This is a genomic window from Stenotrophomonas sp. As-7, from assembly GCF_030291015.1.
Classification (GTDB): domain Bacteria; phylum Pseudomonadota; class Gammaproteobacteria; order Xanthomonadales; family Xanthomonadaceae; genus Stenotrophomonas; species Stenotrophomonas lactitubi.
In genome coordinates this window covers 2,465,763-2,479,570 of record NZ_CP127405.1, presented here as the reverse complement: position 1 = coordinate 2,479,570, position 13,808 = coordinate 2,465,763, and the positions used below count along the sequence as shown (strand labels likewise).

Below are 13,808 nucleotides of genomic sequence, written 5' to 3'. Positions count from 1 at the left end.
CCGGCACAGGCGTGGGCCTTGGCCATCGGCTATCTTAAGGCCCCATTCCGCACCTCCGTTCAAGCGGCGACGCATGCACGTGACTTCGATGAGTGTCCGAAACAGGCGATGGCTCAGCTGCCTCCTGGTGTCCGCCGCGCTGTTGGCTGCAGGCTGCGCCAGCGAAAAGGTTCCAGCGAAGGATCTGGGGACGGAGATCGATGACGTTGCCGCAACGCTGATCCAGCAGCCGTTGCTTCATTCAACCTCGATCGGCGTCGTGTACCGGGGCAAGGAATTCATCCGTCATCGCGGCGACATGGAAACCGGCAAGCCAGGCCTGCCGACCGATGCGACGCTCTACGAGATCGGTTCGTTGAGCAAGACCCTGGCGGGCACCCTGATGGCCAATGCCGTCCTGGAACACAAGGTGAGTCTGGACGATGATGTTCGACAGTACCTGCAGGGGGACTATCCGAACCTGCAGTACAAGGGCGAGCCCATCCGCATCCGCCATCTGTTGTCGCACACCAGCGGCCTGCCGAACATGTTGCCGGAGCGTGCGAACACGGTGCTGGCGGACTTCACCGATCATCGTACGCCAGGCGAACTCAACGCCATCTACGCGCACTACGGCAAGGCCGACTTCTTCAAGGATCTGCACGCTGTCGAGATTGGCCGGGCGCCCGGTAAGGATTACGCGTACTCCAGTGCCGGGACGGAGCTGACGGCGCATATCCTGGAGACCGTCTACAAGCGCGACTACGCGTCGCTGTTGCGCGGATACCTTGGGGATTCCGCAGCGATGACAGGGCTACGACTCACACTGAGCGACGACGAGGCGCTGCGCCTTGCAGTCGGCTATCACAGCGACAATCCGGTGCCGACCACGCCGATGCCGCAGTTGCCGTGGGGCGCTTCCGGGAACGTAAAGGCGACTGTTCCGGAGATGGTGAAGTACCTCAGGTTCCAGCTGGCGAACGGGCCCGTGGTAAAGGAATCGCATCGGCCCTTGGTCAAATTCGACTCCGAGTTCAGCATCGGCTACTTCTGGAACATCGTCGCCGGCGATCAGCTGAAGGGCGTGTACTACGCCCATCACGGTGGTGTGCCGCGTTCGCAGTGCTACATCTACATCGTGCCCAAGTACGATCTTGGCATCTTCGTCATCACCAACCAGAGCGGCGACCAGACTGCGCGCGCCATGCAGACGGCGATCGATACGCTGGTCGAGAAGATTGCTGAGCGGGAGGCCGCCGCTAATGCTGAAGCTTACCGATAGCGGCTGTGCTTTCCGTCTGTCCGGTGTAGTGTCGAACGATCTTTGCACATACCCAGGCAGGAGCATTTCGCGTTGATCACCCGTACGTTGAACAAGGTTCTGTTGCTCGCATGCCTGGGACTTGCCATGGCACCCACGGCGCCAGCAGCAGAATCGATCCGCAGGGCCGCTCCCAGCCAGGAAGACATCGATCGAGCACTGGCGCTTGTGGCGTGCAAGGTCGATCGCACCGCATTCCGGACCTTGGCCAATCAGGTGCGTGGCATCGCAACCAGCGGAAAGTCATCGGCTGGCTGGCAACCAATCGCCGGTGAAGACGGGGGTTACAGCAACGCACTGGGCGACATGCCCGGTGTTGTCGCGGAAATGCAGCTTCCAGCACCGGTTCTCGTCTTCGGTCATCCGTCCACACGGTTGGTACTGTCGCGTAGTTCCGTGGTGGCCGTCTTCGATGCAGCCCTTGCTGCGGACCTCAGCAAGGCCCTTTCCCTCGACACGTCGGGGGCGCAGGGTGTCCCCGCAGGAATGCGCGTGGTGCGGTCAGCGCCGGAGGCCCACGGCGATGGTATCGAAGTGATGGCACTGGTGGCACAGCGCATCGACGCCGATCCGACGCCGATCACCGTAGCCGGGTGCCTGTACTTCACACGGTGAGGTCCGGCTGACCTGAGGAGTCGGCCTTGGCCGCTCCTCGCGGCCTTCCAGCACCGCGGTGTTACCAACCCTCATTCTTCTGGCTTCCTCGGCGGCAGCCTGTCGTCGCGCTGGTGCCAGGCCGGCAGCTCCAGCGCGTGGCGTTTGAGCATGGCCTGGATGCACGCATGCGCCTGGTCCCTCTCCGCGTGCTCGCATTGGTCCAGAATTTCTGCAGCCAGCGTTTCAAACTGCGGCCAGAACTGCGCCGGATGCCGCACCTGCGCCAACCAGTGCACCAGCATGTCGGCAAGTGCATCAAGCTGCACCTGTATTTCGGGGCGAACGTTCATCCCGGGGGCGCACCGAGATCAAGCGCAACACGGTAGTGATGCCCGTCATCCCGAAGCAGGACGGTAAGGTCCGGCTGCAGCATGCCATCCACATGCAACGTTGGCTGGCCCTGCGCAGTGCGGGTCACCACGAATTCGTAGAAGCTGCGACCGAAGCGGTAGCTCAGTTCGAATGATGGCCAGTGATCGGGCAGGCACGGTGCAAGCGATAGACGATCACCGTCACGACGTATCCCGAGCAGGGATTCCACCAGCAGGCGGTACATCCAGCCGGCCGAGCCGGTGTACCACGTCCAGCCGCCGCGCCCGACATGAGGAGACACGGCGTATACATCCGCTGCCAACACATAGGGTTCGACGCGGTAGGTCTGCACCGCTTCCGGGTCCAGCGCGTGATTGAGCGGATTGATCATGCCGGCCAGCTCCCAGGCACGCACCGCGTCTCCCTGCTGTGCGAATGCCATCGCCGCCCACACGGCCGCGTGGGTGTACTGGCCGCCATTCTCGCGCACGCCCGGTACGTAACCACGAATGTAGCCGGGGTCTTCCGTGGTCTGGTCGAACGGCGGATCGAGCAGCTGGATCAGCTGGGCGTCCTTTCGCACCAGATGCGTGTAGAGCGAATCCAGCGCCTGCGTGGCACGCTCAGGCGCGGCAACGCCTGACAGCACCGACCAGCTCTGGGAGATCGAGTCGATGCGACATTCCTGGTTCTGTGACGAGCCCAACGGGGTGCCGTTGTCGAACCAGGCGCGGCGATACCATTCCCCATCCCAGGCGTGCTGTTCCAGATTCTGGCGCAGGTTTTCGGCCTGCTGTTGGCACCACTGCGCACGGGAGGTGTCGCCACGCGCGTTGGCCACCCCGATGAAGCGACGCAGCGTGTCATGCAGGAAGAAGCCGAGCCAGACACTTTCACCGCGCTGCTGGTCGCCGACGCGGTTCATGCCATCGTTCCAATCACCACTGCCCATCAACGGCAGGCCGCGCTCGCCGAGCAGCCGGCAACCGCGCTCCAGCGCGAGGACGCAATGCGCATACAGGGTGTCGCGCTGCGTCGAGGGGGTAGGCGTGTCGTAATACCCTTCTTCCTCCGCGGTCACCGCGCGCCCCTCGATGAAGCCGACCGTCTCGTCCAGCACGCAGGCATCGCCGGTGACCTCCAGGTAACGGCAGGCGCCCTGTGGCAGCCACAGATAATCGTCGGAGCAGCGGGTGCGCACCCCGCGACCTTGCGGCGGGTGCCACCAGTGCATCACATCGCCGTCGGTGAACTGGTGTGCAGCGCATAGCAGCAGGTGCTCGCGGGTCAGCTCCGGGCGAGCGTGCACGAGAGCGAGCGCGTCCTGCAGCTGGTCGCGGAAGCCGAACGCTCCCCCTGACTGATAGTAGCCACTGCGCGCCAGGTAGCGGCAGCCCAGGGTCTGGTAGACCAGCCAGCCATTGGCCAGTGCGTCCAACGCCGGGTCCGGCGTACGCACCTGCACCGTGGCCAGCACATTGCGCCAATGGATGCGCACCGCGTCCAGCGCGTCGATGGCCTCCTGGGCGCCTTGGCGGCTTCGTGCCAGTGCAAGCGTTTCCTCGCGGTCGCGCCCCGCGCCGAGGCGGAACGTGGTTTCACTACGGTCGCCCGGCGCCAGCTCCAGGGGCACCTGGATCGCCGCACAGGGATCCAGGCCCGCACCCATCCGTCCATCCAGCCGTTCGCGCCGCAGCGCCGCCGGTGCCTGCAGGCTGCCGTTGCGGCCGATGAACTCCAGGCGATCACAGGTCCAGCCGCAGCCGTCGGCATCGGTGTCGAAGAAGGCCATCCGGCCGCCGAAGTCGGTGCTGTAGGCGTTGCGCGCCAGCAGCGCCCCGGTCTGGTGGTCGCGTTCGGTGACCACGTGCATGCGCGACTTCGCGCGCAGGTCACCCATCACCCATTCGACGTAACCGATGGCCGACAGCCGCCGTGTCCTGCCCGACAGGTTGTGCAGGCGCAGGACCGAGAACTTCAGCGGCGCGGTGACGTCGACGAATACCCACAGCTCGCTGGCGATGCCGTCCTCGACATGCTCGTACACCGTGTAGCCGAATCCATGGCGCGTACGGTAGGCCCCGGTGCCCCTGCGCGGCAGCGGCATCGGCGACCAGACACGACCGGTGTCCTCGTCGCGCAGGTAGAACGCCTCGCCGCCCGTGTCCGAGACCGGGTCATTGACCCAGGGCGTCAAGCGGAACTCGTGCGCATTCTCGAACCAAGTGTAGCCCGGCGCACTTTCGCTGACGACCGTTCCCAGGCGGGCGTTCGCGATCACGTTGGCCCACGGCGCCGGCGTCGGCGCGTCTTCGCGCACCACCACGACATACTCGCGGCCGTCCTCACTGAAACAGCCGGTGCCGTTGTCGAACTGGCCGGCGCCGCGGTAGGGAAGGAACGGCCACGGGTCATCCATCTCCTCGTCGTGCCCGGCGCCCGGGGGCAAGCCGGCGTCGGGGCCCGCGTCGGCGACGATGGGCAGCCCCGGCGTTGCCTCCGACGACAGTGCCAGTTCCTGCTGCACTGCCTGCGGCACCAGGGGCGGGATCCGTCGCGGAGGCAGCGGTTGGCGGCCGACCTGTGCGGCGAGGGTTCCGTCCTCGTCGCTGATCACCGCCCGTGCCACCGCCTGCAACAGGACGCGATCCTCGTGGGTCATGTTCTGCACTGGCCGCACGAAAATGCCGCCGGGGCGATCAAGCAGGCCCGTCTCCGAACTGGCGGCCACCATTCCCAGAATCTGGTCCTGCAGTTCCTGTCGATAGCCGGCCTTGCTGTCGTTCCAGATCACCAGGTCGGTGTTGAGTCCCTTCTGGCGCCAATAGGCGTGCGCCTGCACCAGCTGCCTGACCAGTTCCACGTTGTCCGCATCAGTGACCTTGAGCAGCACGATGGGCAGGTCACCCGAGATGGCATGGCTCCACAGCCCGGATTGTCCGCGCTGGTTCTGCAGGAGGACCCCGGCACCTGCGCGCAGCAGTGGACCGGCATACAGCACGTGGGCGGCCAAGCGCTCGTACAGCGCCGCCTCGGCCTGGCTGGCGTTGATCTGCCGGCGCACCACCTGGCTGTGTGTCCATGCCAGGTCGAAGACGCGGTCGGCCAGGCGGCGGTCACGGTATTTGTCTACCAGCACCTCGCAACCGGGGCGGTCGGTGCCGACGCCATACACCATGTCCAGCTGCACGGTCTGCTCGGGCTCAAGCACCACACGGACACGGATCGCCACGATCGGGTCGAGCACCGAACCGTCCGTGCCGGAAAGATCGGCATCGGAGGTCAACGCCTGCGGCGTCCGCGGCGTGTTGCCACGGCCCAGGAAGCGCGCACGGTCGGTTTCGTAGGAGATCGCCACCACCTCCGCGTCGTGCACTGCGACCAGATGGAACATCCAAGGTGGCACCTCGTCGTGCGAACGGGGCCGACGCGTGCACAGCACGGCCTGCTTGGCGGCCAGAATCTCGCTCTGCACGAAGAGATTGCTGAAGGCCGGGTGCGCATCGTCGGCCGCCGCAGGTGCCAGCACCACTTCGGCATAGGTGGTGATCTCCACCGTACGCGGGCGACGGCTGCGGTTGGTCAGGCGCAGGCGCCTGAGCTCGATGTCGTCCTCGGCGGAGATGGCGACCTGTAGATGGCTCTCGCAGCCGCGGCGGGTACCACGGAACTCCGCCTTGGCGTCCGAGAAGATCGCCTCGTAATTGTCCACCGCTACGCAGGTGGGCTGGTACGCGGCAGACCAGAACTCGCCGCTGTCCACATCGCGCAGATAGCAGAACGACCCCCAGGCATCGGTGGTGCCATCCTCGCGCCAGCGGGTCAGCGACAGATCGCCGTGGCGGCTGTAGCCGCCGCCGGCATGGGTCAGCATGCCGTGGTAGCGTCCGTTGGACAGCAGCTGCACCTCCGGGCGCGGGCCGCCCGGGTCCCGCAGTACGCGCAGCGCCGTCTCGTCCTCGGCCGTGGCCGAGTGCTCGCCCAGCGCTTCCACCTCATGCGGATGGAAGACGCCGATGCGCGGAATGCGTTCCTGCAGCAACAGCAAGGTGGCCTGGAACTCGACATCGGCAAGGAAGCGGCGCTGCATCGGCTGGTCGCGCAACAGGTAATCCAGCGACAGCAGGCCCATGCCCTGGTGGTGGGCCATGAACGAGCGCAACAGCACGTGATCCTGCCCCGGCGGCAGCCGGGCAGGGGTGTAGTCGATCGCCTCGTACATGCCAAAGCGCCCGGCAAACCCCAATCCCTCCAGCACCTGCAGGTTCTGGCACGCCGCTTCCGGCGCCACCATCAGCGCCATCATGCTGGCATAGGGCGCGATGACCCGATCCTGGCCCAGGCCGCGCTTCAGCCCCAACCCCGGTACGCCGAACGCCCGGTACTGGTAGTTCAGGCGGGCATCGACGGCGTTGTAGCCGGACTCTGACACCCCCCACGGCAGGTTCAGGGTCCGCCCGTAGACGATCTGCGCCTCGACCGCGTGCCGCGCGGTCTGGTCCAGCAGCGTATCCGGATAGCTGGGCATCACCAGCTGCGGCATGAGGTACTCGAACATCGAGCCACTCCATGACAACAGCGTCGGCGTGCCGTTGACCTCAGTGAGCATCCGGCCGAGCGCGAACCAGCTCTCCTGCGACAACTGTCCCTGGGCGATGGCGACGAAAGAGCATAGTCGCGCTTCAGAGGCCAGCAGGTCGTAGAAGCTGTTGTCGAGGCGATGGTCGTCGACGTTGTAGCCGATCGAAAGCAGGTTGCGGGTGCGGTAGAACAGGAACCCGTATTCCATCAGCGAGAACTGCCCGGCGCGGTGCGCAAGGGCCTGCAACTGCTGGATGCGCGCACGGGCATTCGCACCGGCGGTGCCGCGCCGCGCAGCCAGCTGGCGCAGGCTGGGCACCGGTGCTTCGTCGTCCGCATTGGCATCGGCAGGGAGATTGGCAAGTGACGCCTGGGCGGCATGGCATTCGGCGGCGAACAGGGTCGGCCAGTGCAGCTCACCTTCCTCGGGCGATGGCGGCGCGGGCCACTGCGCCAGCACGACGTCGGCCAGGCCGACCAGTTCCTGCAGGCGGGTGAGAATCTCCGCCGTTCCGACAGGGCGGTCGACACGCGTTGAGGCCAGACGCTGGCGCAGATGGTTGAGCGCCTCGACCAGTGCTGCATCGTCGCGGCGATGGCGCTGCCGTTCCTCTTCCAGCACGCCGAGCGTATCGGCCAGGCCATCGAAGGTGTGCGGCGCCAGCACCGGCGCATCCACCAGCGCGAGCAGGCCCTGGCGCAGCGTCAGCAGATGCCCGGCAAGATTGCCGCTGTCCACGGTGGAAACGTAGCGCGGCGGCAGCGGCGCCAGGGTTTCAGTGTCGTACCAGTTCAGGAAGTGACCGCGATGGCGCGGCAGCTGGTCCAGCGTGTCGAAGGTGAGGGCCGTACGTTCAGCGACCGCGCCAAGCTGCAGATAGCCGAAATCCCACGCCGACAGATTGGCCAGCAGGGACAGGCCGATGTTGGTTGGCGAGGTGCGGCGTGCCACCACCAGCGACGGATGCTCCTGGATGTTGTCCGGTGGCAACCAATGATCCTGCTCGCGCACCCAGGCCTGGAAGAAGGACCAGGTGCGACGCGCCAGCCGGCCCAGGAACGCCCGCTGCGTTACGGAAAGCTCCGCCACGCTCGCGGCCGGTGGCCGGCCCAGCCACGCCATCAACGCGGGGGCAAAGACCCAGGCCAACAGCAAGGGCAGGGCGAACGGCAGCGCCTGCGGACGCACGCTGGCCACCACAACCACCAAAGCAATCGCCAGCAGTGAGGCCGGCGCCATCACCCGCCATTCCGCGCCGCGGTCGCTGCCGAGACGGCGCTCGACTTCGCTTGAAGGGTTCCACTGCAGCAGGTGGCGGCGCGTGACGGCCATGCGCCAGAGTGTGCGCAGCACCGCGTCGCTCGCCAGCAATGCCTCGAAGGGCAGGCACGCGACCTGGGTGGACGCGCGCAGCAACGATTGCAGCGTGCCGCGCCCGACCTTGATGTAGTGCGCTTCCAGCGGCGTGTCGTCCGGAACGCTCAGGGCATCGCGCAGCATGCCTATCAGTGGCGGCGCGTACCACAGCGCCAGCACCCACGCGGTCCATGCGGCAGGGTTTACGGCATACAACCAGCCCACCACCAACAAGGCCAGCGCAGCGATCGGCACCAGGCTGCGGCGCAGGTTGTCCAGCAACTTGCCGCGCGACAGCAGACTGAGCCGGTTGCGTTCCCATCCCTGGCCCGGGCGCGGTGTCCACGGCATCAACCAGGGCAACAGCTGCCAGTCACCGCGGATCCAGCGCGCACGGCGCTTGGCGTCGGCGGCGTAGCGCTCGGGGTAGTCCTCGTACAGGCGCACATCGCTGACCAGGCCCGCACGTGCATAGCAACCTTCCAGCAGGTCGTGGCTGAGGATGCGGTTCTCGGGCAGGCGACCCTCGAGCGCGTGCTCGAAGGCCTCGACGTCATAGATGCCCTTGCCCACGAACGAGCCTTCGTCGAACAGGTCCTGGTAGACGTCCGAGACCATGCGCGTATACGGATCGATGCCCGGCTCGCTGCCGAACATCCGGGCAAAACGCGAAGTGCGGCGCCGCCCGAGACTGGTGCCGACGCTGGGCTGCAGGATGCCGTAGCCCTCCACCACCCGTTGCAGCGTGGGATCGAAGCGCGGGCGGTTGAGCGGGTGCGCCAGGGTGGCGACGAACGCGCGTGCCGCATCGCGCGGAAGTTGTGTATCCGAATCCAGGGTGATGACGTAACGGACGCCGATCAGCGCAGCCGCGTCACCGACGATGCGCATGAACGCGGCCGCATCGCCCAGACGGAGCAGGGCATTGAGTGCCGCCAGCTTGCCGCGCTTGCGCTCGTGTCCCATCCACACGCCTTCACCCGGGTTCCATTGCCTGGGGCGGTGTAGCAGGTAGAAACGATCGCCGCGCTCGGGCGCGTAACGCCTGTTCAACTCCTCGATCCGTGCCGTGGCGTGCGCAAGCAGGGTGTCGTCCGTCGCCGTCGTGACCTCCGCCGCGTCGAGAAAGTCCGTCAGCAGCACGAAGCGCAGCTGAGGATCGCGGTTGGCCAGGAACCGGACTTCAATCGCCTCGACCAGCACATCGATCCCGTCGACGCTGGACAGCATCGAGGGGATCGCGACCACGGTGGCGCAGGCGGCAGGGATGCCCTCGCTGAAATCCAGCTTGGGCAGCGGCCTGGGGGCGACCAGAACCGTCGCGGTCCAGTTCACCAGCACGATGCCCAGCTCACTGAACACCAGCAGCCCCAGCAGCGCGGCCAGCCAGAGGGGCACCGCGCCACTGCTGGTTGCCAGCAGGCCAGCAGTAGCCAGCACCGCCAGCAGGACGATGGGCAGCAGGTACAGCGCAAGCGGCACGCGATGTGCCAGTCGCCGTGCCTTGCGGTGGCGCGGTGCTGCCTCGGCCACTGCTTCAACGGTGGCGTTCACGCCTTCGCCAACCAGCCAGTAGCCCACGTGCGTGCGCGGTCCCTCCGGCGGTGTCGCCGCCCGTGCCAGGTCCAGCGCGATGGTGGCAACGCGCTCCTCTGCCATGCGGCTGCCGCGGGCGATCTTCTCCACCACGTGGCGATACGCGTCGCGGGTGGCGAAATCCATCTGCGCATACACGGCCATCGGGTCTTCGCGCAGCCGCTGCTCCACCACACTCATGTCTTCAACAAAAGTGCGCCAATCCATGGTGGACAGAAAGCGCAGGCTGCCGATGCTGTTGCCGATGGATACCTGGTCGGCCGCCTGCTGCTGCCCCTCGGCGGCGACCAGTTCGTCGATGCGCTGCCCAGCCGCTGCCGCCCACTGTTCCAGCCAGGCCACGGGCATGGCCCACGCACCGCCGCGCCCATGCAGCGACCGCGTCAGCTCGGCGATGAAGGCGCCGGTCAAGGGCGGCGCGGACCGCGCCATGTCCGCAACCACCAGAACCACATCGGTCGGGGTCTCGGAAGCGGCTTGATTGAGGTTGTCAGCCCATTGCGAAGCCAAACGGCGGTCGGTTCCATCGCGCATCACCCGCGCCGCCATGCGCCGCAGGTTCTCCAGTAGCGCCAGGCGCAGCATGATGGGAACCGCCCACAGCTCGCCCAGGCTCAGCGGCGCGAGCGACTGGTACGAGGCGATGAAGCGGCCCAGCGTGTCGGCGTCAATGCGGCCGTCACCGTGCGCGATGGCCTGCATCGACAGTTCATACACTCGCGGCAGCCCGGCTGATGGGCCGGAGGCCAGTGAAGGCAGCTGCCGGCTGTAGCCGCGCGGCAGATGGCGGCGCGCGGTCTGGATCTGTTCTTCGATCAGGTAATAGTTGTCGAGCAGCCATTCCCCCGCCGGGGTGACCGGCCGCTGTTCGCGTACCACGCTGCTGAGCAGCGAATTGGCGTCTTCCAGCACCCGCTCGTTGGCCTGCAGGCGTTCGAGCAGGCGCTCCGGGCCGGGTCGCATCCGCACGCGGTGCTGGCGCGCTAGCGCGCGGCCGTACACCTCCATCTGTTCAACGCTGTACAGCGCGGCACGCAGTGGGCCCTCGGTTGCCTCGATGGCGGGGACCGAGGCCTGGTGTTCACGCCAGCGCCAACGCACACGACGACGCAGGCGCAGCCAGCGGCCAAATAGACGACGAAGGTGGGGCATGGGCTACCAAGGGGGAGGGTGCGTCCTGCATGGTTGCATTGCAGGTGCCGTGGTAGCTGTGAAGGCCGGGTTTCCGGTCCCTGATGGCGGAGTCGAGCCCCCGGGGCGGAACTCCCTCGCTCCATTCACCTCGCAGCAGCGAAAATGCATCCTTGGGCGCGCTTTGATGCGCACCGCTCACTGCCTGCAGGAACGCAACGATGTCCAACAACCCTTTCGGAGAATCCTCGTGCGCTGCCGCAGCCGGCGGCTACGTCGAGGTGCGCGGCGCGCGCGAGCACAACCTCAGGAATGTCGATGTCTCCATTCCGCGCAATGCACTGGTGGTGTTCTCCGGGGTATCGGGTTCGGGCAAGTCATCGTTGGCCTTTGGGACGGTCTTCGCTGAGGCGCAGCGGCGCTACTTCGAGTCGGTTGCGCCGTATGCACGGCGCCTGATCGACCAGGCGGGCGTGCCCGATGTGGATGCCATCGACGGTCTGCCGCCGGCGGTCGCCCTGCAGCAGCAGCGCGGCGCCAGCAATGCACGTTCCTCGGTGGGCAGTGTCACCACGCTGTCCAGCCTGGTGCGCATGATGTATTCGCGTGCGGGGGCATACCCGGCCAATCAGCCCATGCTGTACGCCGAGGACTTCTCACCCAATACGCCACAGGGTGCCTGCAGCACCTGCCACGGCCTTGGGCACGTCTACGAGGTGACCGAAGCGTTGATGGTTCCGGATCCGTCGCTGAGCATCCGCGAACGCGCCATCGCCTCCTGGCCGCCGGCATGGCATGGCCAGAACCTGCGCGACATCCTGGTCACGCTCGGCTACGACATCGACATACCGTGGAAGAAGCTGCCGAAGAAGGACCGGGAGTGGATCCTGTTCACCGAGGAGACGCCGACCGTGCCGGTCTATGCCGGCTTCACGCCCGCCGAAACCCGTGCCGCGCTCAAGCGCAAGCTGGAGCCAAGCTACATGGGCACGTATACCGGCGCCCGGCGCTACGTACTGCACACGTTTGCCAATACCCAGAGCGCGCTGATGCGCAAGCGGGTTTCCCGCTACATGGAAGGCAAGCTGTGCCCGGCCTGTCACGGAAAGCGCCTGAAGCCGGAGGCGCTCTCGGTCACCTTCGCAGGCGTGGACATCGGCGAATTCATGCGCCTTCCGCTGGATCAACTGGCGGACCTGCTGGAGCCCATCGCGCAGGGCGATTTCAGCGCGCACAGCCGGGGTGAACGCACCAGCAGAAGCGCCACCCGCCGCGACCGCACCCAGCGGGCAGCCAGTGGTCGCGCCGCCCATGCCGCGGCCCCCGATGTGCGGCTGACCTCTGCCCTGTCGGAGGAGAAGCGCCTGGCTGCACAGCGGCTTGCAGGCGGTGTCATGGCGCGTGTACACCAGCTGCGAGGCCTGGGCCTGGGTTACCTCTCGCTGGATCGCGCCACGCCAACGCTATCGGCCGGCGAACTGCAGCGCCTGCGACTGGCCACCCAGCTCAGCTCCTTGCTGTTTGGTGTGCTGTACGTGCTCGATGAGCCCTCGGCCGGCCTGCATCCCGCCGACAGCAAGGCGCTGTACGACGCGCTGGACCGGCTGCGTGACTGCGGAAACTCGGTGTTCGTTGTTGAACATGATCTGGAGCTGATGCGCCGCGCGCAGTGGCTGGTGGATGTCGGCCCTGAGGCGGGCGAGCATGGCGGGCGCGTGCTCTACAGCGGCGAGCCCGAAGGCCTGCGGCACGTGCAGGATTCACGCACGGCCCGGTACCTGTTCGACCAGGTGCCTGCGGCCGCCAGCCGGCAGCGCAGCGCCAACAGTTGGCTGGAGCTGAAGGGCATCCACCGCCACAACCTGCGGGGTGTGGATGCGCAGGTGCCGCTGGGGCTGCTGACCGCAGTGACCGGCATTTCGGGCTCCGGCAAGTCCAGCCTGATGGCGCAGGCACTGCCTGAGCTGATGCTGCTGCACCTGGGGCATGAGCCCGCAGACGATGGAGCGGAGGGCGCGCCTACGGAAGGGCCGACCGTGATCGAGACGACGCGAGGTCAGCTTGCAGGTGATGTGGACGCCATCCAGCGGGTCGTGCAGGTTGACCAGAAGCCCATCGGCCGCACGCCACGCTCCAACCTGGCCACCTATACCGGGCTGTTCGACCACGTGCGCAAGCTGTACGCGGCGACACCCGATGCGCGCCGCCATCGCTTCGATGCGGGCCGCTTCTCGTTCAACGTGGCCAAGGGCCGATGCGAGACCTGCGAGGGTGAAGGATTCGTCAGTGTCGAACTGCTGTTCATGCCCAGCGTCTATGCGCCTTGCCCCACCTGCCACGGTGCCCGCTACAACGAGGCCACGTTGAAGGTGTCGTGGAACGGCCGCAACATCGCCGAGGTCCTGCAGATGACGGTTGAGCAGGCGCATGCGTTCTTCATCGAGGAGGATGTCATTGCCCGCCCGCTGCAGTTGCTGCAGGACATCGGACTGGGATACCTGCGACTGGGCCAGCCGGCCACGGAACTGTCAGGCGGCGAAGCACAACGTATCAAGCTGGCCACCGAGCTGCAGCGCAGCCAGCGTGGGCGCACGCTTTACGTGCTGGACGAGCCCACCACCGGCCTGCATGCGTCGGACGTGGACAGGCTGCTGGTCCAGCTGCAGCGGCTGGTGGAGGCCGGAAATACGGTGGTGATGATCGAGCACGACATGCGTGCCGTCGCGCAGGCGGACTGGGTGATCGACCTCGGGCCGGGCGCCGGCGCTGCGGGCGGCACCATTGTGGCGAAGGGAACGCCGCAACAGGTGGCCCGCGCCAAAGGCAGCGGGACGGCGCCTTTCCTTGCGCGGGAGCTGGGGCAGGGAGGCTGAG

5 protein-coding genes are annotated in these 13,808 nt (G+C 66.6%); 3 read left to right on the top strand and 2 right to left on the bottom strand.

The annotated features are described in order from the left end of the window. Positions 1-127 precede the first annotated feature (127 nt). Together QP457_RS11395 and QP457_RS11390 are read left to right on the top strand one after the other, a co-directional pair. Positions 128-1,261 carry a serine hydrolase domain-containing protein gene (locus tag QP457_RS11395; RefSeq protein WP_286040596.1) on the top strand — a complete coding sequence of 378 codons (1,134 nt, stop codon included), beginning with the start codon at positions 128-130 and terminating at the stop codon, positions 1,259-1,261. Between the two features lie 72 nt (positions 1,262-1,333). Then, positions 1,334-1,915 carry a hypothetical protein gene (locus QP457_RS11390; RefSeq protein WP_205404173.1) on the top strand — a complete coding sequence of 194 codons (582 nt, stop codon included), beginning with the start codon at positions 1,334-1,336 and terminating at the stop codon, positions 1,913-1,915. A 71-nt stretch (positions 1,916-1,986) separates the two neighbouring features. On the opposite strand, the gene QP457_RS11385 is transcribed toward QP457_RS11390, so the two are convergent. After that, positions 1,987-2,247 carry a hypothetical protein gene (locus QP457_RS11385; protein WP_205404172.1) on the bottom strand — a complete coding sequence of 87 codons (261 nt, stop codon included), beginning with the start codon at positions 2,245-2,247 and terminating at the stop codon, positions 1,987-1,989. After that, entirely contained in the window at positions 2,244-10,955 is an 8,712-nt protein-coding gene (locus QP457_RS11380; protein ID WP_240196390.1) for a glycoside hydrolase family 94 protein, read from the bottom strand. The genes QP457_RS11385 and QP457_RS11380 overlap by 4 nt, the downstream gene beginning before the upstream one ends. Before the next feature lie 200 nt (positions 10,956-11,155). Here QP457_RS11380 and QP457_RS11375 point away from each other — a divergent pair, with 200 nt between their 5' ends. Beyond that, positions 11,156-13,807, top strand: a complete 2,652-nt coding sequence (locus QP457_RS11375; RefSeq protein ID WP_205404171.1) for an excinuclease ABC subunit UvrA — start codon at positions 11,156-11,158, stop codon at positions 13,805-13,807. The last annotated feature ends 1 nt before the right edge of the window (position 13,808 follow it).

Bases quoted from the DNA above. Each gene is read 5' to 3' on its own strand.
- QP457_RS11385 (WP_205404172.1), bottom strand. From the start codon at position 2,247: ATGAACGTTCGCCCCGAAATACAGGTGCAGCTTGATGCACTTGCCGAC.
- QP457_RS11380 (WP_240196390.1), bottom strand. From the start codon at position 10,955: ATGCCCCACCTTCGTCGTCTATTTGGCCGCTGGCTGCGCCTGCGTCGT.
- QP457_RS11375 (WP_205404171.1), top strand. From the start codon at position 11,156: ATGTCCAACAACCCTTTCGGAGAATCCTCGTGCGCTGCCGCAGCCGGC.